Here is a 25,030-nt window from a genome sequence, read left to right as displayed (position 1 = left end):
CTCATGGCCAATGGCACGCAATATGTAAAACTCGAACAAAGACTGGTCCTGCTTGCATGGCTGAATAGCCTTCTTGGCTATAACGCCAATCGCGATCTTCTCTCCGACATAAAAACAGCCGCAGAGGGCTTCGATGCCTCTGGCCGTAGTTATATTTATCATCTTTTGGAATCGCGCGGAAGCAAGGTAAAGGTGTTGTCCTCTGACCTTGCGCGTTATGACGATAACATAAGAGAGCACCTTCGTGAAATGAACGCACGAAGGCCGGAGCCGATAACCCTTCGGTACTTTCAGTATCTTGCGCTGCTTTATACGGAGATATTGCTGGACAGGTTCTTCAACCATCGTGGCACGTTGCTAAGAGATCTCAATACATTCATTGAAGAACGCAATGCTTCCAAATCGGCCGGAGAACCAGAGGACGAAGGGTTTTCGGACCGAGACCTTACGAAGTTCGCTTTTTGGATGGCGACCGGAAGCGGTAAGACGCTTATCATGCACATGAATTATCGTCAATTTCTTCATTACAATAAGCAGCCGCTCGACAACATTCTACTCCTAACTCCCAACGAGGGCCTTAGCGAGCAGCATTTAAGCGAAATGGCCGCGTCCGGCATTCCTTGCCGTCGTTTTGATCTTAATGAAAGCGGCTTGGGTGTGAACGTAAGGAACGCGGTTCGTGTTATCGAGATAACTAAATTGGTCCATGAAAAGCGCGGCGGCGGTGAAAGCGTGCCTGTCGAGGCATTCGAGGGCAATAACCTCATCTTCGTCGATGAAGGGCATAAGGGTTCGGGCGGAGAAGCTTGGCGTAGTTTCAGGGATAAACTCGGCGAGACAGGCGTCACATTCGAGTACAGTGCTACATTCGGTCAAGCCCTCACTGCTGCCGGGCGAGATGAGCTTACGGCAGAGTACGGTAAGGCCATTTTATTTGATTATTCCTATCGGTATTTTCACGGCGATGGTTATGGAAAAGATTTTCACATTCTAAATCTTCAAGACGATATTTCGGACGACATGACCGAAACGTTGTTGCTTGGCAATCTGCTTTCCTTTTATGAACAGCAGTGCGTATTTGAGGAGAAGGCAGATACGCTCAGACCGTATAATCTTGAAAAGCCATTGTGGGTCTTTGTTGGCAGCAGTGTGAACGCGGTTTATACCGAGAACAGGCAAAAACGCAGCGACATCTTGAATGTCGTTCGTTTTTTACATCATTTACTTGAAAACAAGCTTGGTTGGGCCGGAAAGGCCATTAAGAAGATTCTTGAGGGTAAGACTGGGTTGGTTACGTCTGACGGCATCGATGTTTTCAGTGATAAATTTAAGTACCTGCGTTCTGCCAAGTTGAGTCCCGCCGAGATTTATCAGGACATTCTTGCAAAAGTTTTCCATGCGTCAGGCGGAAGCGGACTGCATTTGGCCGATATCCGTGGTTGCCCCGGTGAACTGGGTCTAAAGGCCGGCGGTAGTAGCGATTACTTCGGACTCATTTATATTGGCGATACTGGCACGTTTAAGCAACTGGTTGAGGATGATAAATCGGGTGTCGTTTTGGAAGAAGATGCCATTACCGGGTCTTTGTTCAAGGGCATTAATGACCCCGGTACAAGCATAGACATACTGATTGGTGCCAAGAAATTCATGGAGGGTTGGAATTCATGGCGAGTCTCTAACATGGGACTTTTGAATATTGGGCGTACGGAAGGGTCCGAGATTATCCAGCTTTTTGGTAGAGGCGTGAGGTTACGCGGCAGGAATTTTACCTTGAAGCGTAGTTCTGCTCTCGATGGTAAGCATCCTGAGCACATTAATCACCTTGAGACGTTGAATATCTTTGCCGTTCGCGCCAATTACATGTCCCAATTCCGCGAGTATCTTGAGAAAGAAGGCGTTGAGTCCCTTGGCGGAGTCGAACTGCCGCTTGCCATAAAACCGAATAAGGATTTTCTAAAGGCAGGCCTCGTTGTGCCTCGTATGCGTGACGATCTAAATTTTGAAAACGAGGTTGCCATTGTTCTTGAACCCAATGAGTCTGCGCGAGTGCGTGTGGACATGTCGTTAAAGGTTCAAACCTTTGCGGGTGGACAGGGCGGTATGACGGCCGGGGTTGCACATGCCGGAAAGGAATGCCACATTCCCGAAGAAAGCCTGAAACTCATTGATTGGGAGGCGGCGTTTATCGACCTTCTTGAGTATAAAGAAATAAAAGGGATGACAAATCTGGTTGTGTGCCAAGATACTTTAAAGGAAATTTTTACAACCAAAGACCCTGCGAGATTATATAGCCTTGTAGCCGATGAATCTATTATAACCCCCGTGTCTTTCGCTGATAGGTATCTCTTGCAGGAGGCGGTCCAGGCCATTATAAGAAAGTACACTGATAAATTCTACCGTATGAAGCAAGGGAGATGGGCTTCCGAGAACATGATTTACAAGCCGCTTGATGCAAGTGATGCAAATTTTCATGATTATGTGGTCAAGATACCTCGCACGGAGACAGCTTTAATAAATGCAGTAAAGGATCTGATAGACGAGGGAAATCGAATCTACAAAGAAGAATTAATGGACTTGCCAAGCATCCACTTCGACAGGCATCTCTACCAGCCTCTTCTTGTAGAACGTGGTGATAAACTTAAAAGTGAACCGCCAGGATTGAGTGATAGTGAGCGTAAGTTTATCGAAGATATGCGTGCTTATTGTCGTGAGGAGAAGAATAAATCTCTTGCTGCTAAAGAACTATTTCTGTTAAGGAACCTTAGTCGAGGAAAGGGGATAGGTTTTTTTGAAAGTTGCGGCTTTTACCCCGATTTTATTTTATGGATTAAAAATAATGACAATCAGAAAATTGTTTTTATCGAACCGCACGGCATGATCCATGCTAATGCTTATATGCACGATGAAAAGGCAAGGTTGCATGAGAGATTGCCTGAGTTGGCAAAGGCAATGGGGGATAGGGGAGGATACAAGAAAATAATTTTAGATTCTTTTGTTATTTCCAGCACTCCTTATGATGTGCTGAGTAGAAAATATGATGATGGTACTTGGAGTAAGAAGCGATTTGCAGAGGCACATATATTGTTTTCAGAAAGAAGTGAAGGGTATGATTACTTAGCAGAGATTATGAAAGATAGAAAATAAAAGAGATAACTTGAAGGTGAAGGAAATTAAGAATGAATGGTAGGGGTGTGAATTTATAGGTTAATTACACATGTCAGAATACTATACTCCACAGCGCATTAGAAATCTCTATGACCCTGCAGACGGTAAACCTTTCAAGATCAGCCGTTCTAAAATAGATTTGTTCATAGAATGCCCGAGGTGCTTCTATATAGACAGGAGGCTTGGTGTTGGAAGGCCTCCAGGGTTCCCTTTTGCCATCAATAGCGCTGTGGATCAACTGTTAAAGAAGGAATTCGACAGCTATAGGGCCGCTGGAACAAAACATCCCTTGATAGAGCGTTATAAGGTAGATGCACGCCCGGCCCCGCATGAGAAGTTGAATGAATGGCGGACTAATTTTGCAGGTGTTCAGTATCATCATGCAAAAACAAACTTCCTGGTATTCGGGGCAATCGATGACCTTTGGCAAAATTCCAAGGGCGAGCATATCGTTGTTGACTACAAGGCAACGGCCAAGACAAAAGAGATAGTGGAACTCAATGAAGATTGGCAGGATGGCTATAAGCGCCAGATGGAGTTTTACCAGTGGTTGCTAAGAAGAAATGGCCTGACGGTGTTTGATACCGGGTATTTTGTTTATTGTAACGGCAAGGCAGATAGAGACGCATTTAACGAGAAACTGGATTTCGATGTTACTTTAATACCCTATACCGGCAATGATTCATGGGTAGAAGGTGCACTATTGGATGCCCATAAATGCCTGAATGCAGGCGTTATCCCCGAGGCCTCGGATGATTGCGATTACTGTAGATATAATGAGGCAGTGGAGATGGTAACAGATGATAAGGTATTTCGGAAATAAAGGAGGGTATTATGTCGATTAATGATGGTTTGGAAGGAATAGTCGGCAAGAAAATAAGTGGCATAATTGCTAAAGCCGGGGAGAGGCCACCGGCAAAGCAAGTTTTTTTGTTGTTCGATGACGGCACGTATTTTGAATTCTATGGGGATGATATAAATAGTACTAAAAGTACATCTTCTGGTGGGGTGAAGGAAGTAAGAGAGTATATGTCTACCCACGATAGAAAAATTATTTACGAGACAGGTGGTAAGTAATGATTCTAATTTTTAACAATGAACCGTTTGAGTAAGGGGTTCTGTCTGTGAGGCATGTACTTCAAAAGGCAATAGAAAGGTATGCGCTGGATATAGACGGCATTCACGGCATTAAGCATTGGAGGCGTGTGCTGGAGAACGGCCTTAAGCTTGCCCCTATGACCGGTGCGGATGTGATAGTTGTTGAGTGTTTTGCATATTTACATGATTGTTGTAGGCAGAGCGAAGGAATTGATAAAGGGCATGGCAAAAGGGCGGCTGAGTTCGCGCGGTCTATTCGTGAAGATCTGACATGCTTGACAGATGCACAGTTTGAGCTTTTATGCGAGGCTTGCCTTGATCATGAAAATGGCAGGACTGAGGCAGATATTACTGTAATGACCTGCTGGGATGCCGACAGGCTGGATCTTGGCAGGGTTATGATACGCCCGGCCTCTAAGTATCTTTGCACCTCGGAAGCCAAAAGCCCAGATATTATAGAGTGGGCATGTCGAAGGGTCTCATTGAGGTAGGAGTATATTTCAATGTAAGTATTGGTGCTCAAATGCGTAGAAATTCACCCTGATGATACAATGGCGGTACAACTATTGGGGACATGTCAATCATGTTTCGGAGGATTTTTGGAAAATAAAATTAGCAAAAATATTAGTGCGTTAGAAAAAAAAGTTTTGTGCCAAACGTACTCGGCCGAGGAGAAGAAGGCCATAGACAAATTGGTCTCGCTAATGCGCGATCCGGCCACTAAGAAGGCTGTTATCGGGATGCTCGATACAATCACTATGCTTATTAGCGTCGACCCGAAAAGGAAAGTAGGGCAGAGATATAGGTTAAGGAAAAAAAGAAGTAATACCTCTAACAGGTAAAAAAAGTAATGTAGCCTTGCTGTTACGGTTGTTGTCAGCATGTCTATCTTGTTGTTTTTGCGTTCATTTTAATGCCGTATATTTATCCTTCATGTACGAAGTATGATGGCATGGCGGAGTTCTCCGCGCCGGCGAGCCACCCTCTCTCTCGGCCGCTGAAGTGATTGCCCCTGCCGATGATAAGGTAATCGTAAACCGTTATATCCACCGACCCGAGCACGCGGCGAAGCGTTACGGCCATGTTCCAGTCCGCCTTTGACGGGGATGGATCCCCGCTCGGGTGGTTGTGCACGAAGATAATAGCTCGCGCGTTATGCCTTAACGCAGAATCAACCACGCGCCGCATATATACAACCGCATGGTCCACAGACCCCTTTGTCACCACCTCCATTCCGAGCACGCCGCACTTCGCGTTCAGGTAAATTGCCATGAGCTTCTCGATGCGGCTCCGCCCGAGTTTAAGGTTAAGATATTTGAGCAGGTCGTCTTTACACCTTACGACGTCTGAGGAGGAGCGCACCTTGTCCTCAAGGCAGGCTTCGGCTATGGAGGTCTGCATCTTTAGAAGCCTCACTGATTCGTCAGTCATGCCCTTCACGCTCATCAGCTCGCGCACGCCTGCGTCCACTACGTTCGCCAGGGTATTGAACTTCCGAAACAGCCTCTCGGCCAGCGCCGCGGCCTCTGCCGGGGGATAGCAGAAGCCGAGCAGCGCGGCCAGTGTCGAAAAATTCTTGTTGTCCATATTGGCCTTTATCCGAATTTTACCGAATTACGCAAAAAAACGCCCCTGTCCGAAGGGACAGGGGCGAACTTTTTATTATATATCCATACTGGTATATTTCCAATACGCCTGACGGACAGTTACGCGCAAAGCATTTATCTGATACTCATAGGGCATGCGCCTTGATATTCATCACGATGGATACCGCATAAAAACTATCGACACACCGGCCGAGACAGAGGCAGCCTATCGCTTAAGGCACGAAGTCTTTGCCGAGGAGCTCAAGTGGGTGCCGGAGCGCGAAGACCGGCGCGAGGTGGACGGATACGACGCCTGCTCAGAAGGGCTTGGCGTATTTACCGCAAAAGGATTTATCGGCTACATGCGCCTGATACGCCATACAGAGCGTTATATGATAGAACGCGAGTTCTCGTGCATGCTGCCGCATGGCATGACCATCACAAAGACAGCAGACTCCGCCGAGGTAACACGCTTTTGCGTTCAAAAAGAATACCGCTCCATTGCCGACATCAACGTGCCACTGTTGCTTTACAAAGGACTGTACCACTGGAATATATATAACGATATACGTTATTCGTGGATGGTCGTTGATAAACGTTTTTACAGGCTGCTGTGCCTTACCGGGCTGCCTACCGAGGCCGTGGCTCCTTTCGTGATAATGCCCGACGGCGTGCAAGCGGCCGTTTGCCTGCTCGACTGGAAGAGGTTCGAGACCGAGGCATACGAGAAAAAACGCGAATTGCTGGAATGGATGCAGGAGGGATTAAAGCCTGTTCTCAAACAAGTTTCCGCTCCATAGCGATGGCAACGGCATGCGCCTTATTGACGGCATCGAGCTTGTCGGCTACATTCTGTAAATGGAACTTCACGGTCCGCTCGGATATCTTTAAGATACCGCCGATCTCCCAGTTGCTCTTGCCCTCGCGAGCCCATTTGAGCACCTCGAGCTCCCGCCCCGTAAGATCGGCGGAGCATTCCGGAGAAGCGGCGCACACCCTGAGCAACGCCGTATGAAGATGCGGGGCCAGAACGTCCAGCATCTCCTTGTGAACGTCCCTGAACTTCCGGCGTTTCAAGGACGACGATGAAAAGGAAAATATAGTCCCTCGGCCGTTTCCTGGAGCGTGGTTGCCGCTGGCAATGCCATGCCTTAGGCCGAACTCCCCTGCCTTGTTCATCATATCACGGCAACTATTGGCATCCAGGGAGCGCAAAGCTTCGCACCAAAAGAACGAAGAAAACCTCTTGTTGTTGTAGAGTATAACGGGGTCTACGTTGTACAGCTCTTCCGCGACATAGAACTCCTGCCAGGAGGGCGGATAATCCAGGTTGATAATTTTCGTAAGCTTGACTGAATCAATGTCTCCGACGGCACAGATACCGCGCTCTGCCTCGAACAGCTCTTTGGTCTTTCTTATCAGCCCGGTCATGTCGCTCTCGGTCTTACATAAGAGAGAACCATGGATGATATCCAACATGACCTGTAAATCCGGCTTGCTTACCCCGTTGAGTTTCATGATGCGCTCCTCCCCATTAGAAACGCTACATTGTCTTCAACACCCTTTCCAAAGCTCCGTGCAAATGCGGCGCGGCGCGATCTATCGCTCTACGGTATCTCGCGTCGATGGCGTTTTTATGCGCAAACGAAACAATACTCGTCATGCCGGATACAGGTGAATATATGCCGCCGGTCACTCCGTACTTTATGCCGTAAGAACGGGCCTCGTTAAGAAATCCGCGCTCTTTCTTGCCGTCGAAAGCCCTGAAGCTGTCAGCCCAGTCGAATACCATTGTATATTGACGGTGGTATCTTACGACTGGATCTATGTTGTAGTATTTTTCTTCGAAGTACTGATTGACCCAGGCGGAAGGATAATCGCACTTTATAATATTAAATGCCTGGGGCCAGTTCATGTCGCCGAAAGCGGCGATACAATAATCGGCACCTACAAGTTCCTTCATGAGACAAAGCGCTTCTTTGAATTCTTCCCGCGTGTTGCAGCGGGCTGCGGCGTCGATTATTTCCAGGGTACGGATAAGCTCGTTTTTGGACAACCCATTCATCCACCCCTCCTGCAAGCAAAAATATTATATCCACACGCCTCTAAAAAGGCAACCATGATAATCAATCACACTTTTTCCCTACTCATCCTCTCCTGCCTGTGGTATAAGGGTTAAAAAGGGCAACCCTCCATGCCGAACCAGTAAAAACATAAGACGGGCAGCTGGCGTATAAGATGCAAGGTCTACCTTCCCAACGGCACGCACACCGTAAAAGAGTGCTTTTATAAGAATATAAATTTAGATTTTTGTATGGTGTGCTAAAAAATAAATGTGTTTCACTGTGCCCCTTTTTGTGCCCCCTCCCTGTCTCCTCTTCGAGGGTAGATACAGCTGCCCTCATGTTATCGAGTTTGAGGTGAGCATACCGCTGTGTCATCCGTCCATCCTTGTGCCCGAGCAGGTGCCAAACGGCGTAAAAGAAGCAACACCCCTAACAGGAAAGAATAGGTTTTCAGGTGAGTAGACGTACTGTTCCGGTTGCTGTCTGTTTGCTTTTTATATTTTTATTCACAGCCGTTTCTATTGCATTTTCTCATGGCGGCGGAATAGACTCTTGTGGCGGACATGGCGACCGCAAGCGCGGCGGCTACCATGTGCACAATCAAGTGCGTTATTGTGCTTGTTACCCAAACTTATCCGGCTGCGCCCCGAAGAAAGAATCTCCGATCCAAACCACTACGACATTTTCCAAAGGAGTATCGCCTGTAAGTGAGTGGAACTGCCCCGAAGACCATCCTATAAAGGGCAATATCAACACACGAAAAGGAACGATGATATACCACCTCCCCGGCGGAACATATTATGATAAAACAAAACCCGAGCAATGTTTTGCCACTGAAGAAGACGCGGCTGGAGCAGGCTTTAGGAGATCGAAACTTTAAGAGGACATGCTGAAAAAGACCATATTTTTTTCGTTTCTTTAAATTTTGTAGGATATTTTCCGGAACTACGACAAGGAGTAAAAAGCGATTTTTATGTTTTGGCTACCCAAGCCGCCAGCGTTTGTGCTATGTTTTTTCAAAATGAAGATGTGTATATAGATTTTTTTATGGAAATGGTCGGCAATTAATGTTCGGATTGGGCCGTTATTGCTACCATGCTCCATGGTGACGGATAGTGTATTGTCATCTGCTGACGTGTATAATTTCACATGATTTCACGGTGTTACAGGTATTACGCAAAGCTGTAAATAGAAATTTGGCCTGTTGGTTTAAAAAAATCTTGACACGACGACAAATTGTAGTACAATGGCAATGACAATTGAATAGTGAGTTTCACCGATAAGGGCAAACCACGGGTAATCGTGGGACGCAAAGCCACCTGTCCTGAATAAAAAGGATAGAGGGGCTGTCGAAGTGAAGTAAGCAGCAAAGGGCCAATGCGTGAGCCCGCCGATTTATCGGCGGGCTTTTTGTTTTGAGGGGGATTTTAGAATTTAACGGTCGTAATTCCAGACGGAGGGTTTGCCATCATGAGAGAGCAGCGCTTAAATGCAATGATTAAATTTTGGTCGGCGGTTTTTGTATTCATATTATTCTCAAGTTCCGCAAGTTCGTTTGCTGCATCTGTAGTGCTGCAAACAAGCCCAGGGTTAACCAATGATACAACTGTTACGCTTGATATAACAAATACAAGCACTACTGCTTATACCGTTTCTTCGCCGGATACTTGGATTGTGGCAACGTGTGTAAGTGGATGTTCCCCAAATTCCGGCAAGATAAAAGTAAACATTGTTGCAAGGGCCTACAATAGTGACGGTGCTTATGGCATTGAATATACCGGAAGTGTTTCCGTGAAAAACGGTTCGGCCATGGTTGAGAGCATTCCGGTTACATTGGAGGTTGTGCCGTTTACGGTAACTCTTTTGTCCATGCCGTTTGGCATCGTTACCGGGCCCGATGCCAGTTATTATGATGTGCCATTTGAATATAATGTCAAGAGCCCGGGTAAAGGGACGGTATCTTTTTACGTAGGTTCGACGGTCGTATGGATACGAGACGAAGGCTTTGCAAGCGTGGGCGACGGTTGTACGAATAATGCAGCTACCGGCGGAAGCGTGGATTTGACCTGCAAGGTTTCTCTTACTGTTTTTACACCATCGTACCCTTACCCAACAATATATGCTCCGCCTGGTATATATCCTGCAGATGTGACTGTGACGCCTTTTACTGGTAGCATAGTCAAACAGGATGTGTTTAAGTTTGAGTTCATTGAACAGATTGTCGAGCCGGTTATTACGCCTGTCGAGCAAGCGTTGTATTTTGCCCAAGTGCCGGGATGTACCATTCCAGCGGAATCCGGATGGACATATTCCGGCGGTGATTGGGTGCATAAATTAAATGTAACGGTTAGCGCGCCTGGGCGCTATTATACGATTGGCGCAAGCGACGAACAGGCGAATAATAGTATGAACTGGTTGTCCATTGCTCCGTACTCCACGACTTGCACCAAAGGGGAGTGCAGCACTACGGTACGAGTGTATCCTCCGCTGTTGCCGTCAAACGAGAATAATGGTGATATTGTGCTTACGTCCTATACGGCAAAGGTCAAAGTGCCTATAGTAGCCACCAAGAATCTTGCGCCAAAGGTAACGTATTCTACAGGCAAGTTCGATGAGGTTGAGTGCGGTAAGTATAAGATAAACGCCACCATCCAGCCCAATACTTTCTGCTCTTCGAGTTATAAGATTTACTTTGGCACGAGTCCCGATATTAACGCCATGACCGAGGTTTCCTCGTACCCCGACGGCAACTCAAAGACAGGAGTCGAGCCGTATACCGTTACGTATACTTTCGAAAATCTTGCCGTTAATACGGATTACTACTATCGTGTGGACGCAATAAACGGCCAGGGCACGACGACTGGAGTGGTGCAAAGAATCGTCAAGGAGGACGTGCCTGAGAGATGTAAGTGTATAAAGTCGGAATGGGTAAAGGATTCTGATTTGGATAAGTATGCATTCGATGCCGGTGGCACTATACAGAGCGTGCTGGCCTGTAATAACCCGAATCTGCTGCATTATACCGCGAGGAGAGATATAAAGACCGAGATCGATGAAAATGGCAATAGTGTTATCGTTTTCGACTGCGACGATACGAATGCCGCGCCTGAGGCTACGCTCGAAAAGGAGTGGATAAAGGACGTTGACCAGGATTTGTATGCCTTTAAGAACGCCGAGGGTAGTCATGAGAGCACGTCCGCCTGCATCAAGCCAGATGGTTACAGTGCGGCGTATGATGTTAACATCAATGGCGAATATTTCAACGGTATTAAAAGGGATGAGAGCGGAATCATCTTCGACTGCGATGATAATGATTCTGCAAAGACTCCGGCTGCCGGTTGCTGCACTCTGCAGCTTAGCGATATAGAGGCGCATACAGATGGGGGAGTTATAAGGAACGTGGGGGATGTGCTAAATGTTACCACCACGAACTATATTGAATTTTTTGCATACATAACGGGGCCCGCAAGCGCCGAGGATGCCATATGGCAGTATACGTTAGGGAGTGGCGGTGTGAGTTCGTTGGGCTATACGGCTAGCTGGTTGATTACAGTTAGTTCTTTCTTGCCGTCGAATACCAATACTAGTGAGGCTCCAAAGCCAGTTGAATTCTCGGTTTCTCTGGATGCACATGAGAAAAACAATGCAAGTTGTAAGCAGACAAAGACCGCCACGTATCTACTTGACGCAACGCCTGAATGCAGGTTGCTTGCGCAGATAGCCTCTGCAGCCAATATCGCTACCGGCGCGCTGCATGATAACTTCGGCGTGCCCGGCGCGGTTCCGGGCGTAGGGTTTAAGTACAACAGCAGGCTCTTTGTCCCCGGCGTCATGGGCACAAAGTGGAGGCACAGCTACGAGATGGAGATAAGGGAGCTTGGCTCGGATAGGCTCCTCTTTGTCACAGGCAGCGGTCAGCCGTACTTCTATAACTTCGACGGCTCGGTGTACAGGACAGCGGACGTTGTCGGCGAGTACTCGACGATTACGAAGAACGCCGACGGCACCTTCACGCTCACCGCCAAGGACGGCTCGCGTATCGAGTTCAACGCAAGCGGCAAGGCAAGCGCAGTTGTCGCGCTCGACGGCCGCACGGTGACCTTCGCGTACTTAAACGGCCGCCTTGTCTCGGTTACAGACGCAAATGGCAGGACGGTTGAGTTCTCATATAACGGCAGCGGCCTGCTTACCGGAGTTAGCTCTGCGGGCGGTAGCGCAGCACTTGCGTATTCCGGCGGGTACGTGTCGTCCATAATCTTTGCCGATTCCACGGGCTGGGCCTTTACCTACGATTCCTACGGCAACATGAAGACCAAGACCTCTCCCGCGGGCGGGGTTACGACCTACGAGTACGATTCTGACTATAAGGTTGTATCCGCAACAGACCCCGAGGGCCTTAAGCGCACCGTATCCTATCCGGCTACGAGCGGTTCCACCACTACCACGGTTACGGAAAAGGACGGCGGCGTGTGGACGTACAGCTATGATGCGGACATGGGTGTTGTCACATCCAAGACAGACGCAGAGGGTAACACTACGTACTACAGCTACGACTCCCATGCCAACCTTATAAGCGAGACCAGGTCGGACGGCAGCGCGTCGTACTTTACCTATGACAGCGCGGGTAACGTGCTTTCGGTCGCGGACTCCGAAGGCAACTCGACCTCCTTTACCTATAACGAATATTCTAAGGTGACAAGCGTTACGACTGCGGACGGCAGCACTACGACGTATGCCTACGACGCAAGCGGAAATCTCATAAGCGTTACCAATGCCGACGGCACAAGCACGTCTTACGAATACGACGAAAAGGGCAATGTCTCGGCCATAACAGCCGCAGACGGCACGGTCACGCGCTTTGGCTACGACGAGCAGAATAACCTCGTAACTGTCACTGCCCCGGATGGCGGCGTGACGACCTTTACCTACGACAACGCAGGGAACCTTCTTACGGCAACGGACGCGCTTGGCGGCGCTACCACTTACGAGTACGATTCGATGAGGAGGCTTGTAAAGGTAACCTCGGCAGACGGTAAGGTAACCGTGTTCACCTACGACGCCGCAGGCAACAGGACAAGTGTGACCGATGCAAACGGAAACACCACGTATTACGAATACGACTCAAAGGGCCGCCTTATCAAGGTGACGGATGCGATGGGGCAGTCTACCGTGCTCGGTTACGGCGAGACCGGCACTTGCGGCATGTGCGGCTCCGGCGGCGGGGCAGACAGGTTAACGAGCGTTACCGACGCAAACGGCAGCAGGACTGCTTACCACTACGATCTCATGGGCCGCATGACGCACGAGACCGACCCGCTCGGGAATTCGATTTATTACACCTACGACTCGCGCGGCAACGTAGCTAGCCGCACTGACGCCGAGGGCAACACCATCAGCTACGAATACGACCAACTCGGCCGCTTGAAGAGAAAGCTCTACCCAGACGGCACTGCAGCGGGCTTTGGCTACGACTCTGTTGGCCGCCTGACATACGCGGGCAATCGGAACACGGCGTACTCCTTTGCCTACGACTCTGCAGGCAGGGTTACGGGCATCACGGATTCCGAGGCAAGAAGCATCTCCTACGCCTACGACTCTGCCGGAAGGCTCTCGGCCATGAGGTCGCCGCTTGGAGATGTCACGTCTTACGTGTATGATGGTAACGGCCGCCTGGGCTCGATTGGCTCTGTGGCAGGCACGTTTACCTTTACATACGATACGCTTGGCAGGAGAAGCGGTCTTAGCTACCCGAATGGCGTAAAGGCAACGTACACATACGACAACGTCGGCCGCCTGACGGGCCTTTATAACACGACATCTACCGGAATAACATTTGCAAAGAACGAATATACCTTCGACAACGTCGGCAACCGCGTAACCAACACGAACGAAGCCAGAACTGCCGCGTACTCGTATGACGATAACTACCGCCTCACGTCCGCCAATTACTCGACAACAGGATGGAGCGGTGTGGAGAGCAGCATAAAGGGCAAGACCGGAAGCGGCAAGAACGCGGCAAAGACAGCGAACGCGACTGCAATAGGGAACCAGACCGAGCACTACACCTACGACCCGCTCGGCAACCGCCTCACGGCCGAGAAGAACAGGACGTATGAGTACAACGCGGCTAACCAGCTCGTGCGTGATAAGGACGCGACTTACGTGTACGACAGAAACGGCAACCTCATAAGCAAGACAAGCGCGACCGGCACGACCACCTACGGCTACGACTTTGAGAACAGGCTGATTAAGGTTGTGAATGCGGATGGAAGCATTGTCGAATTTAAATATGATGTCTTCGGGCGGAGAATCGAGAAGGCTGTCTTTGCGAGCGGCGGCGAAGCAATCTCATCGGGAAGCGCCGAAGTAACGCGCTACTTCTACGACGGTGAGGATATACTCATAGAGTACGACGGCAGCGGCAATGTCGGCAACCGCTACACGCACGGCCCGGGAATCGACGAGCCGCTTGCGCTGACAACGGATAAGGGTGTATACTTTTATCATGCGGACGGACTGGGCTCGATCGTCGCGCTCACGGACAAGAACCAGACCGTTGTGCAGGATTATCAGTACGGATTTTTCGGGGATTTAAAGGACCTGAAAAATAGAATCAAACAACCGTACACGTATACGGCAAGAGAATACGATAGAGAGACCGGGCTGTATTTCTACCGCGCGCGCTACTACGACGCAGAAGCAGGCCGCTTTATAACGAAGGACCCGATAGGCTTCCGTGGCGGCATGAATATGTATGCGTACGTGGCCGGGAATCCGGTGAACTACACGGATCCGTGGGGGTTGATAATTAAGGTTAAGACTGATGCACTTGCGCTGATTGCATCTGGAGATTTCGCTGGGGCCATGGCGGTATTAAGTGCTCATAAGGCAACAGCTGAAGTCACCCAGTTACTAACGAATGTTCGGTATTGGCAGGCTGTTTTAAGTAGAGTGCTAGGCAGAGCTAATTTAGCGGCTGGTGAATGCAGACAAATAGCTGAAAGATTGTATAATATGTTTGCTGCGGAAGAGGGGATTTCGGCACAGCTTTTAAGAATAACAGATCCTCACGATGCTACGAATTTTGTGTATAATGGTACAAGGTTTGCCATTCGGGGCGAACATTATGTGGTAAGAGTCGGGAATAGGATTTATGATGCTATCACTGGTCCGGCAGGAATGGAAGCAGAAGCCTATTTCAGTATGTTTGGGGATAAAGTTTTGCGTGGATATGCACCTGTCGTGGAAACGGTTATAGAAACGGTCCCTAAATAGAGAGATAAACGATGCAGGCAAGAGAGCAAATAGATAAGCTTAAGGAATTCATAGAAGGTTTTATGGTGGCCTCCAAAAAGAGGGGAGTAATGTATGGTTCTCTAGATGTTCTTGAAGCAAGGTGGGAAACGTTGGATATAGTCTTTTTTATCTTGAATGAGATAGACCCGGTTAAAACGGATCTGAATTGGGGGCATTTTATTAGTTCTATAAAGAATTATGGCACCATGGCTCCTATTGATGCGGTAGTTAAAAATATAGGTTCTAAAGAAGATCCGTATGTCGTTTTGACAAAACTACGTGAAGAATACGAAGCGTGGCGGGACGATAAGATTAAAAAGATGAAGGCTGAAAATGTAAGCGGGTAGGGCGGGGTCATACCCGCCGCGTGTTTTTTAAATCGAGGTCAATCTAACCACGGAGCTTAGAAAATGCACCCCAAGCCCGGTGCCCCTCTCCCTTTCACCCTCTCCCCGAACTTCAACGGGGAGAGGGATTTTTATATGCGGGTGCAGGCGTCACGCCTGCTGCGAACCAGACCGAGCACTACACCTACGACCCGCTCGGCAACCGCCTCACTGCCGAGAAGAACAGGACATACGAGTACAACGCGGCAAATCAGCTCGTGCGCGACAAGGACGCAACTTACGTGTACGACAGAAACGGCAATTTGATTTCAAAGAGTTCTTCGACCGGCACGACGCGTTACGGCTATGATTTCGAGAACCGGCTCGTGAGCGTGACAAACCCTGACAATACGAGGGTGGAGTTCAAGTATGACGTGTTCGGTAGAAGGATCGAAAAGGCTGTCATTGCGAGCGGCGGCGAAGCAATCTCATCGGGAAGCGCCGAAGTAACGCGCTATTTCTACGACGGCGAGGATATACTCGTCGAGACCGATGGAAACGGCAACGTCGGCAACCGCTACACGCACGGCCCGGGGATCGACGAGCCGCTTGCGCTGACAACGGACAAGGGTGTATACTTTTATCATGCGGACGGACTGGGCTCGATCGTCGCGCTAACGGACAAGAACCAGACCGTTGTGCAGGATTATCAGTACGGATTTTTTGGGGATTTAAAGGACCTGAAAAATAGAATCAAACAACCGTACACGTACACTGCCCGCGAATACGATAGAGAGACGGGCCTTTATTTCTACCGCGCGCGCTACTACGACGCCGAAGCAGGCCGCTTTATAACGAAGGACCCGATTGGCTTCCGTGGCGGTATGAACCTGTACGCGTACGTGGGCGGTAATCCGGTGAACTACACGGATCCGTGGGGGTTGAAGGTTTGTTATGGTGAGGATTGTATATGGGATACTAACTGGGATCCATCAGCCGATCCAATTACGCCAGTATCCGAATCTTTGGGGCAACCAATTGCGGAAGATTCAGCAATGTGGTATGCAGAACAATATCAGAAGACAGGTAATGCAACATATTGGGTTGGAGGAGTTATTGCGTCGGCGTGGACGCCAGAAACATACTTTGCTACAGCAGGTACGCTTTGTGGTGCATATGGATTGAGGAATGCAGGCAGAATATGGTATTTGGCGGATGGCACTCCAGCCTATACTTTAATAGATTATGGCAATTTGTTTAGATTGGAAAAACATATGCTTACTATATATGACAAGGCAGGAAAAGCCACAAGGGCTATAAAGTGGCATATCGATGCGCTTGGGGGCTATATAAAGCATTGGTTATTGAAAAAATGAAATTAGGAGGAAGCAATGCCTGTACCGTTTGCGATATTAGATAGTAGGCATAGAAAGGAAGAACTTTTCAAGACTATAGTATATAAAGTTTTGGAAGAAGGATTTGCGATAGTTATTGTAAATTTAAGCCCTTCTATTTTGGATATTTTTAGAAAAAAATCTATAGAATTGGGGAGGTATAAGGGTAATATTTTTTATATAATAAAAGATATTACATCTGCAGAGACAGGTGTTAAGGTTTTATCTAAGAAGGTATGGCATTTTTCTCGATTTCACATGTTTTTTGGGAAAATTGGCATGGAAGCTAAAATAATAGAAGCGTTTGCCAAAGGGAAAATGAGCACAATTAAAGAAGTAGAGGCTTTTGTTAAGGATGAAATAGTTTGCTTCATAGAACCTGTTGATGACGAGTTGTTTTTTTATGGTGAAGATTTGGCGAAAGTAATATTGCAAAATGTTTTACCTAAAATATCATTTCAAGCCGGGTAGGGTGGGCACAGCCCACCAAATTTTTATAAACGAGGTTAGCTGAACCACGGAGCCTATTGAATGCACCTCAAGCCCGCACCCCTCTCCCTTTTTCCCTCTCCCCGAACTTCAACGGGGGGAGGGATTTTTATATGCGGGTGCAGGCGTCACGCCTGCTGCCACGGCAATCTCTAACCAGACCGAGCATTACACCTACGACCCGCTCGGCAACCGCCTTACGGCCGAGAAGAACAGGATATATGAGTACAACGCGGCAAACCAGCTCGTGCGCGACAAGGACGCGACTTATGCGTACGACAGGAACGGCAACCTCATAAGCAAGACAAGCGCGACCGGCACGACCACGTACGGCTATGATTTTGAGAACAGGCTCGTGAGCGTGACAAACCCGGACGGTACGAGGGTGGAGTTCAAGTACGACGTGTTCGGCAGACGCATAGAAAAGAAAACAACTCCCTCGCCCCTTGCGGGAGAGGGTGGGGGTGAGGGGGTTACCCGTTATTTCTATGATGGTGAAGATATTTTGGTAGAGTACGACGGCAGCGGCAACGTCGGCAACCGCTACACGCACGGCCCGGGGATTGACGAGCCGCTTGCGCTCGTAACGGACAAAGGTGTATACTTTTATCATGCGGACGGACTGGGCTCGATTGTCGCGCTGACTGACAAAAATCAGACCGTTGTGCAGGATTATCAGTACGGATTCTTTGGTGACCTGAAGGATTTAAAGAACCGGATTAAGCAGCCGTATACGTATACGGCAAGGGAGTACGATAGAGAGACGGGGCTGTATTTTTACAGGGCCCGCTACTACGACGCAGAAGCAGGCCGCTTTATAACCAAAGACCCGATTGGCTTTGAGGGCGGCTGGAATGTGTATGCATACGTCTCTGGCAACCCGGTGAACTACACGGATCCGTGGGGGGAGGCTGGGCTCTTTGGAGGAGATTCGTATAGGGCAAAACTATTAGAGACATTAGCTAACAACTCGGTGAGAGATGTAATTGCATTTGCTCAAGCGGGAGGAATTACAGGAGCTACCGTCAATCAGTTGCGGTATTGGCAGGCTGTTTTAAATAGAGTCTTGGGAGGGGTTAATTTAGCGGCTGGTAAATGTGAGGATATAGCTAGAAGTTTGTATAATATGTTTGCAGCGGAAAAGGATCTTGCGGTACAGCTTTTAAGAATAACTGATCCGCACAGGGCTCAGGTTTTCACGATAAATGGGATAAAATTTGCAGAGCGTGGTGAACACTTTGTGGTGAGAGTCGGAAACGTTATTTATGATGGTATTACTGGTCCTGCAGGTATGGAGGCCGAAGCATATCTGTCCATGTTTGGGCAAAGAGTACTTGGCGGATATGCACCAATAGTAGAAGAGGTTATAGTAACAATTCCGAAATAAGGGAGATGTTATCGGAAAAGAAATGGAAGAAAAACTAGATAAAATTATTATTTTTATAAAAGGCTACATGGAAGCATCCAGGAAGAGAGGGGCAATGTATGGCTCTCTTGGTGAGCTTGTGGCTAGATGGGACATGTTGGATGATATTTTTTTGATTTTAAATGGTATAGATCCTGCTGGCAGTGATTTGGTATGGGGACATTTTGTTGGTTCAGAGAAAGGTTATGGTACTACTGTCGATATAAGTTCTATAGTGAAGGATATAAATCCTAGTGAAGACCCGTACGTTGTCTTGAGCAAATTACGGGAAGAATATGAAGTTTGGCGTGATGAGAAAATTGAAAAGATGAAAGCTGAAAATGTAAAAGATATGTAGCCAAGTAGATACCGTCTTGGAAGCCGGGTAGGTCGGGTTAGCGAAGCGTAACCCGACAAAAAATCTGCGGAGCTTACGAAATGCAAACCAAGCCCGGTGCCCCTCTCCCTTTCTCCCTCTCTCCGAATTTTATCGTGGAGAGGGATTTTTATATTCGGGTGCAGGCGTCACGCCTGCTGCCACGGACATTCTCATGCGCGATAGCAGCGGTGTTCTTTAAAAAATTTCCTCTCCCCAATCGCATTGGGGAGAGGATAAAGGTGAGGGGTTACGGCGCGCGTTTCTTTCCAAACCCCGGCCGTGAGGTCACGCAAGGCTTAAGCGGGCCGCGCAGGAGGCGGGCGTCAAACCGAGGGCGCATAAGCGAAGCGATTTAAGGCAGGGTTTGGAGCGGGGCGGCTGTGCGGCGGGGTCGCAGCCTTGCAGACCTTACGGCCAAAGCCGCGCGGCCAGCGCAAAGGCATTTGTCATGCTGAATTAATTTCAGCATCTCGATTTTGAAAAAATGGATCCTGAATCAAGTTCAAGATGACAGACAGATTTTACCCCTCCGTGCCTCCCCTTGTAAAGGGGAGGAAATAAGGTAAGACACTGGATTCCCGCCTTCGCGGGAATGACAACGTGAGATTGCTCCGGCCTACGGCCTCGCAATGACAGCTTTTCGTTCGGGTGCAGGCCCTCGGCCATGAGGTCGCCGCTTGGAGATGTCACGTCTTACGTGTATGATAGTAACGGCCGCCTGGGCTCGATTGCTCTGCAGCAGGCGCGTTTACCTTTACATACGACACGCTTGGCAGGAGAAGCGGCCTCAGCTACCCGAATGGCGTAAAGGCAACGTACACCTACGACAATGTCGGCCGCCTGACGGGCCTTTATAACACGACATCTACCGGAATAACATTTGCAAAGAACGAATATACCTTTGACAACGTCGGCAACCGCGTAACCAACACGAACGAAGCCAGGACTGCCGCGTACTCGTATGACGATAACTACCGTCTCACGTCCGCCAATTACTCGACAACCGGATGGAGCGGTGTGGAGAGCGCAATAAAGGGCAAGACCGGAAGCGGCAAGAACGCGGCAAAGACAGCGAACGCGACTGCAATAGGGAACCAGACCGAGCACTACACTTACGACCCGCTTGGCAACCGCCTCACTGCCGAGAAGAACAGGACGTATGAGTATAACGCGGCTAACCAGCTCGTGCGCGACAAGGACGCAACTTACGTGTACGACAGAAACGGCAATTTGATTTCAAAGAGTTCTTCGACCGGCACGACGCGTTACGGTTATGACTTTGAGAACAGGCTCGTGAGCGTGACAAACCCCGATGGTACGCGCGTGGAATTCAAGTACGACGTGTTCGGCAGAAGGATTGAGAAAAAGACCGTCATTGCGAGCGGAAGCGAAGCAATCTCATCGGGAAGCGCCGAAGTAACGCGCTACTTCTACGACGGAGAGGATATACTTTTCGAGTACGACGGCAGCGGCAACGTCGGCAACCGCTACACGCACGGCCCGGGGATTGACGAGCCGCTTGCGCTGACAACGGACAAGGGTGTATACTTTTATCATGCTGACGGGCTGGGCTCGATTGTCGCGCTCACGGACAAAGACCAGACCGTTGTGCAGGACTATCAATACGGATTTTTCGGCGACTTGAAGGATTTAAAGAACCGGATTAAGCAGCCGTATACGTACACTGCAAGAGAGTACGACAGAGAGACGGGCCTTTATTTCTACCGCGCCCGCTACTACGACGCAGAAGCAGGCCGCTTTATCACCAAAGATCCGATAGGCTTCCGTGGCGGCATGAATATGTATGCGTACGTCGGTGGGAATCCGGTGAACTTTATAGACCCGTGGGGGGAGGAAGCGGTACCTCCAATATTTGTACCTGCTCCACCACCTGCCCCTGTACCTGCTCCAGCACCACCTGCGCCCGCACCCCAACCTGCATCTGCTAGAGTAGGCAATTTATATGTAGTAGCAATAGTGGTCGGCACCTATGTTACATATAAGCTTTATGAATTAGGTAAGGATAATGCTACGGAGTCTGTGGCACATGACGGTAAAGATCCTTATTATAAAACGTCATCGGCAAGAAAAGAAACCAGTTTTTATTGGGAGGAACCTGATTATTGTTCTTCAACAGAATCCGGGAAAAGTGGAGACGGTGGGGGTTACGATAGTTGTCAAAAATTATATTTATTGTGTGTGAATGGTAAGATGACTGGTGATTGTGGAATGTGCTTGAGAAATTGTTTGGCACAGGATTATATTTGGCCATTTCGCATGTGCCCTTGGAAATATTGATGCGGGAGGTGTGTGTTGAGTACTAATAGCGAAATGAAAATTATAAATTCTTTTATGGAAAAGTTTGCTTCTTGTAGTGTCGATAAAATTGAGAATTTATTTGATAGCGAAAATATTGCTCTGGCAAAGAAAATGGCTTTATATATTGGTATGGATATTAAATTTCCATCAGATATTACTTCAAAAGATTTTGTTTGTATCGTTGAGAAAATATTGTCCTTTCATTCGTTTTGGAATCGCAAACTTATGCAAGCTATTCTCGAAGCAGATGAATTGTATGGTAAAAAGCGACCGATTGATGATGCAGAAGAAAAACTTAGTAATTATATCGTAAGTTGCCCTATTAAATATTTAAAAGAAAATGCAGAACGAGCTTATTATGGATATTTGCATGGGAGATATTGAATGTAAAAGCCGGGTAGGGTGGGCACAGCCCACCAAATTTTTATAAACGAGGTTAGCTGAACCACGGAGCTTACGAAATGCAAACCAAGCCCGGTGCCCCGCTCCCTTTTTCCCTCTCCCCGCGTTGATGCAGGGAGAGGGATTTTATTTTTGCACGATAAATGTGTTGCTCTTCCAAAATTGCCTCTCCCCAATCGCATTGGGGAGAGGATAAAGGTGAGGGGTTACGGCGCTTGATTTTTCCAAACCTCGGCCGCGCGGCCAGCGCAATCATATTTTAATTGCCTATGACTCTGCCGGAAGGCTCTCTGCCATGAGGTCGCCGCTTGGAGATGTCACGTCTTACGTGTATGATGGTAACGGCCGCCCGGGCTCGATTGGCTCTGTGGCAGGCACGTTTACCTTTACATACGATACGCTTGGCAGGAGAAGCGGTCTTAGCTACCCGAATGGCGTAACGGCCGCGTACACCTATGACAATGTCGGACGCCTTACGGGCCTTTATAATACGACATCTACGGGAATAACTTTTGCAAAGAACGAGTACACCTTTGACAACGTCGGCAACCGCGTAACCAACACGAATGAAGCCAGGACTGCCGCGTACTCGTATGACGATAACTACCGCCTCACGTCCGCCAATTACTCGACAACCGGATGGAGCGGTGTGGAGAGCAGCATAAAGGGTAAGGCAGGAAGCGGCAAGAACGCGGCAAAGACGGCGAACGCGACTGCAATAGGGAACCAGACCGAGCATTACACCTACGACCCGCTCGGCAACCGCCTCACTGCCGAGAAGAACAGGACATACGAGTACAACGCGGCAAACCAGCTCGTGCGCGATAAGGACGCAACTTACGTGTACGACAGAAACGGCAACCTCATAAGCAAGACAAGCGCGACCGGCACGACGCGTTACGGCTATGACTTTGAGAATAGGCTGATTAAGGTTGTGAATGCGGATGGAAGCATTGTCGAATTTAAATATGATGTGTTCGGGCGGAGAATCGAAAAGGCTGTCATTGCGAGCGGCGGCGAAGCAATCTCATCGTCCGGCGAGACTACGCGCTACTTCTATGACGGAGAGGATATACTCGTAGAGTACGACGGCAGCGGCAACGTAGGCAACCGCTATACGCACGGCTCGGGGATCGACGAGCCGCTTGCGCTGACAACGGACAAGGGTGTATACTTTTATCATGCGGACGGACTGGGCTCGATTGTCGCGCTGACGGACAAAAACCAGACCGTTGTGCAGGACTATCAATACGGATTTTTCGGCGACCTGAAGGATTTAAAGAACCGGATTAAGCAGCCGTACACGTATACTGCAAGAGAGTACGACAGAGAGACGGGCCTTTACTTCTACCGCGCGCGCTACTACGACGCAGAAGCAGGCCGGTTTATAACGAAGGACCCGATAGGTTTCAAGGGTGGCATGAACCTGTACGCGTACGTCTCAGGGAATCCGGTGAGGTTCACGGATCCGTCGGGGTTGGACAAAGGGATTCCCAGGGAAGGCCTATTTTTGTACCAAGTACAGAGATTTATTTCGATTCGTATAAATTAGAGGATGGTACAGTAATAAGTGCAATGGTGCAGAAGGGATTTATATTTACAGATAGGGGGAACCCACTTCAAGCCGTTAAATTCATAAAAGGAGACGAAGAGTATAGAAACAATTGTCACGGGTTCACATTTGGTACGTCTGATATGTGGATTATTTCTGGTATTGCCACACTTTTGATGGATGAAGGTTATAAGCAAGTTTCGATTCCGGAGGTTAATGATGTGGCGATCTATTGGGATTGGCAAGGATTTACGGAGGATGGGTCGGAGCCTACGTATACCAATGGGATAGTGCATAGTGGCATAGTTGTGCAAAGCGATAAAAACGGGATACGTGTTGCAAGTGAAGGTGGGTATACAAAGGGAACTATGACAACCAGTCCAGAAGGGGCCTATTCTTTGCCACAATATTATGAGGATGGTTATATTGAAATTAGATATTATAGACAAGTAAAATAGGAGAGGAGTTAAAAAGGTGTCAAAAGTGCTGACAATAGGTTTTTGTATGTTCGTTTATGTGGCTTGTTTTGGTTGTGTCAATAATAATGAACAAGCGGCGCATGGCGGGGATGCTAGGGTTATCGCCGAGGTCGAAGATTACCTTGGTATAAAACTGGGTATGACCTATAAGGATCTTGAACCTAGGGCGAAGTGTTATTTTGACGGTTCTTTGAGGGGGAAGTGGTCTGTAAGTGAAACTGTTTCATTTTACAGGTGTGAAATTGTAAAGGATGGAGATGTGTTTATTGTTCTTCTGGACTCTAAAGGTGACACGATACGGAGTAAAGATAAAGTTCTTGGTGTTATTACGAGTAGCAAGAAGTTTAAGTTGAAAGACGGGGTTGGTGTTGGTACGAGTTTTCGCGTTTTTAAGAGTGTATATGGAGGTTTGTCTTCGGATGGGTTCAAATTTCAGGCATCGAGAGAGAGTTTTATATATTTGAAGGAAACGCCGATAGTATTGAGATTTACCGGAAAGAGGCGTAATTACGGGTTGATGTATACAGCAGATTTTCTCGATGATTCTGAAGAAGTTATGCAATTATATTTTTTTAAAGACAAGAATATATATTTGGGTTAATCGTAAAAATTATGGTTCGGCGTAGCCGGGTAGGGTGGCACCGCCCACCAAATTTTTAGAAACGAGGCCAGCCGAGCCACGGAGCTTACGAAATGCAAATCAAGCCCGGTGCCCCTCTCCCTTTATCCCTCTCCCCGAATTTTATCGTGGAGAGGGATTTTTATATGCAGGTGCAGATATTCTCATGCGCAAACAATTGCGGCTTTCCCCAAAAATTCCTCTCCCCAATCGCATTGGGGAGAGGATTAAGGTGAGGGGTTACGGCGCTAAGTATCTCTACTGTGCCCCTTTTTGTGCCCCCTCCCTGCAGTTATCCACAGAATTATTGGAATCCTCGGAATCATTGGAATCTATAGAAACCCTTAAAAATCAATAAATTGGAAGAAAGCCAAGCAAGCCGCGGAGTTACAGTTTTTTATAGGTTCTAACTTTCACGGCGGTAACCGGGGTTCGAATCCCCGTGGGGACGCCAA

The 25,030-nt window shown here is 48.3% G+C and carries 19 protein-coding genes, 1 pseudogene and 1 riboswitch; of the genes and pseudogenes, 17 read left to right on the top strand and 3 right to left on the bottom strand.

Annotated features, from left to right (window positions below):
• The first annotated feature begins 3 nt into the window (after nt 1-3).
• The 4 genes from OEV59_05320 to OEV59_05305 all read left to right on the top strand — a co-directional run bounded on the left by OEV59_05320 (nt 4) and on the right by OEV59_05305 (nt 4,754).
• Entirely contained in the window at nt 4-3,144 is a 3,141-nt protein-coding gene (locus OEV59_05320) for a DEAD/DEAH box helicase family protein (protein ID MDH4227156.1), read from the top strand.
• Nucleotides 3,145-3,214: 70 nt separating this feature from the next.
• The gene (locus tag OEV59_05315) at nt 3,215-3,988 is read left to right on the top strand and encodes a PD-(D/E)XK nuclease family protein (protein ID MDH4227155.1); all 774 of its coding nucleotides are present in this window, start codon (nt 3,215-3,217) and stop codon (nt 3,986-3,988) included.
• A gap of 11 nt (nt 3,989-3,999) precedes the next feature.
• Nucleotides 4,000-4,242 carry a hypothetical protein gene (locus tag OEV59_05310; protein ID MDH4227154.1) on the top strand — a complete coding sequence of 81 codons (243 nt, stop codon included), beginning with the start codon at nt 4,000-4,002 and terminating at the stop codon, nt 4,240-4,242.
• A gap of 47 nt (nt 4,243-4,289) precedes the next feature.
• Complete coding sequence (locus OEV59_05305) at nt 4,290-4,754, top strand: HD domain-containing protein (protein MDH4227153.1); 465 nt, start codon at nt 4,290-4,292, stop codon at nt 4,752-4,754.
• A 433-nt stretch (nt 4,755-5,187) separates the two neighbouring features.
• On the opposite strand, the gene OEV59_05300 is transcribed toward OEV59_05305, so the two are convergent.
• Entirely contained in the window at nt 5,188-5,850 is a 663-nt protein-coding gene (locus OEV59_05300) for a hypothetical protein (protein MDH4227152.1), read from the bottom strand.
• 154 nt (nt 5,851-6,004) lie between these two features.
• Here OEV59_05300 and OEV59_05295 point away from each other — a divergent pair, with 154 nt between their 5' ends.
• Nucleotides 6,005-6,649, top strand: a complete 645-nt coding sequence (locus OEV59_05295; protein ID MDH4227151.1) for a GNAT family N-acetyltransferase — start codon at nt 6,005-6,007, stop codon at nt 6,647-6,649.
• Here the strand turns inward: OEV59_05295 and OEV59_05290 are convergent.
• Together OEV59_05290 and OEV59_05285 are read right to left on the bottom strand one after the other, a co-directional pair.
• On the bottom strand, nt 6,627-7,367 hold the full coding sequence (locus OEV59_05290; protein ID MDH4227150.1) for an autoinducer binding domain-containing protein: 741 nt from the start codon (nt 7,365-7,367) through the stop codon (nt 6,627-6,629). The genes OEV59_05295 and OEV59_05290 overlap by 23 nt on opposite strands.
• A gap of 25 nt (nt 7,368-7,392) precedes the next feature.
• Nucleotides 7,393-7,914: an autoinducer binding domain-containing protein gene (locus OEV59_05285; GenBank protein ID MDH4227149.1), complete on the bottom strand. Its 522-nt coding sequence runs from the start codon at nt 7,912-7,914 to the stop codon at nt 7,393-7,395.
• 737 nt (nt 7,915-8,651) lie between these two features.
• On the opposite strand from OEV59_05285, the pseudogene OEV59_05280 reads away from it, so the two are divergent.
• From OEV59_05280 to OEV59_05225, 12 genes and pseudogenes are all read left to right on the top strand, one after another.
• Nucleotides 8,652-8,795: pseudogene (locus OEV59_05280) on the top strand (nuclease).
• A 394-nt stretch (nt 8,796-9,189) separates the two neighbouring features.
• A riboswitch (cyclic di-GMP riboswitch) is annotated at nt 9,190-9,269 on the top strand.
• Between the two features lie 437 nt (nt 9,270-9,706).
• Nucleotides 9,707-15,190 (top strand): RHS repeat protein, encoded by a 5,484-nt coding sequence (locus OEV59_05275; GenBank protein MDH4227148.1) that lies wholly within the window; start codon nt 9,707-9,709, stop codon nt 15,188-15,190.
• 11 nt (nt 15,191-15,201) lie between these two features.
• Nucleotides 15,202-15,558 (top strand): hypothetical protein, encoded by a 357-nt coding sequence (locus tag OEV59_05270; GenBank protein ID MDH4227147.1) that lies wholly within the window; start codon nt 15,202-15,204, stop codon nt 15,556-15,558.
• 257 nt (nt 15,559-15,815) lie between these two features.
• Nucleotides 15,816-16,913, top strand: coding sequence for a hypothetical protein (locus tag OEV59_05265; GenBank protein ID MDH4227146.1), 1,098 nt, complete (start codon nt 15,816-15,818; stop codon nt 16,911-16,913).
• A 15-nt stretch (nt 16,914-16,928) separates the two neighbouring features.
• Nucleotides 16,929-17,402 carry a hypothetical protein gene (locus OEV59_05260; GenBank protein ID MDH4227145.1) on the top strand — a complete coding sequence of 158 codons (474 nt, stop codon included), beginning with the start codon at nt 16,929-16,931 and terminating at the stop codon, nt 17,400-17,402.
• Between the two features lie 235 nt (nt 17,403-17,637).
• Nucleotides 17,638-18,807, top strand: coding sequence for a hypothetical protein (locus tag OEV59_05255; GenBank protein ID MDH4227144.1), 1,170 nt, complete (start codon nt 17,638-17,640; stop codon nt 18,805-18,807).
• A gap of 22 nt (nt 18,808-18,829) precedes the next feature.
• On the top strand, nt 18,830-19,183 hold the full coding sequence (locus OEV59_05250) for a hypothetical protein (protein MDH4227143.1): 354 nt from the start codon (nt 18,830-18,832) through the stop codon (nt 19,181-19,183).
• 1,038 nt (nt 19,184-20,221) lie between these two features.
• On the top strand, nt 20,222-21,502 hold the full coding sequence (locus OEV59_05245) for a hypothetical protein (GenBank protein MDH4227142.1): 1,281 nt from the start codon (nt 20,222-20,224) through the stop codon (nt 21,500-21,502).
• A gap of 15 nt (nt 21,503-21,517) precedes the next feature.
• Nucleotides 21,518-21,907 carry a hypothetical protein gene (locus tag OEV59_05240; GenBank protein MDH4227141.1) on the top strand — a complete coding sequence of 130 codons (390 nt, stop codon included), beginning with the start codon at nt 21,518-21,520 and terminating at the stop codon, nt 21,905-21,907.
• 280 nt (nt 21,908-22,187) lie between these two features.
• Entirely contained in the window at nt 22,188-23,477 is a 1,290-nt protein-coding gene (locus OEV59_05235) for a hypothetical protein (protein MDH4227140.1), read from the top strand.
• Between the two features lie 23 nt (nt 23,478-23,500).
• On the top strand, nt 23,501-23,935 hold the full coding sequence (locus OEV59_05230) for a hypothetical protein (protein MDH4227139.1): 435 nt from the start codon (nt 23,501-23,503) through the stop codon (nt 23,933-23,935).
• A 16-nt stretch (nt 23,936-23,951) separates the two neighbouring features.
• Nucleotides 23,952-24,557, top strand: coding sequence for a hypothetical protein (locus tag OEV59_05225; GenBank protein MDH4227138.1), 606 nt, complete (start codon nt 23,952-23,954; stop codon nt 24,555-24,557).
• The last annotated feature ends 473 nt before the right edge of the window (nt 24,558-25,030 follow it).

Source organism: Deltaproteobacteria bacterium, from assembly GCA_029858205.1.
Lineage (GTDB): Bacteria > Desulfobacterota > GWC2-55-46 > GWC2-55-46 > DRQE01 > JAOUFM01.
This window is presented reverse-complemented; position numbering and strand designations above follow the sequence as displayed.

What these genes read in the sequence shown, in the direction of transcription:
- OEV59_05300 (MDH4227152.1), bottom strand. Translation starts at nt 5,850, where the DNA reads ATGGACAACAAGAATTTTTCGACACTGGCCGCGCTGCTCGGCTTCTGC.
- OEV59_05230 (MDH4227139.1), top strand. Translation starts at nt 23,501, where the DNA reads ATGGTGCAGAAGGGATTTATATTTACAGATAGGGGGAACCCACTTCAA.
- OEV59_05270 (MDH4227147.1), top strand. Translation starts at nt 15,202, where the DNA reads ATGCAGGCAAGAGAGCAAATAGATAAGCTTAAGGAATTCATAGAAGGT.
- OEV59_05260 (MDH4227145.1), top strand. Translation starts at nt 16,929, where the DNA reads ATGCCTGTACCGTTTGCGATATTAGATAGTAGGCATAGAAAGGAAGAA.
- OEV59_05295 (MDH4227151.1), top strand. Translation starts at nt 6,005, where the DNA reads ATGCGCCTTGATATTCATCACGATGGATACCGCATAAAAACTATCGAC.
- OEV59_05285 (MDH4227149.1), bottom strand. Translation starts at nt 7,914, where the DNA reads ATGAATGGGTTGTCCAAAAACGAGCTTATCCGTACCCTGGAAATAATC.
- OEV59_05315 (MDH4227155.1), top strand. Translation starts at nt 3,215, where the DNA reads ATGTCAGAATACTATACTCCACAGCGCATTAGAAATCTCTATGACCCT.
- OEV59_05290 (MDH4227150.1), bottom strand. Translation starts at nt 7,367, where the DNA reads ATGAAACTCAACGGGGTAAGCAAGCCGGATTTACAGGTCATGTTGGAT.
- OEV59_05250 (MDH4227143.1), top strand. Translation starts at nt 18,830, where the DNA reads ATGGAAGAAAAACTAGATAAAATTATTATTTTTATAAAAGGCTACATG.
- OEV59_05320 (MDH4227156.1), top strand. Translation starts at nt 4, where the DNA reads ATGGCCAATGGCACGCAATATGTAAAACTCGAACAAAGACTGGTCCTG.
- OEV59_05310 (MDH4227154.1), top strand. Translation starts at nt 4,000, where the DNA reads ATGTCGATTAATGATGGTTTGGAAGGAATAGTCGGCAAGAAAATAAGT.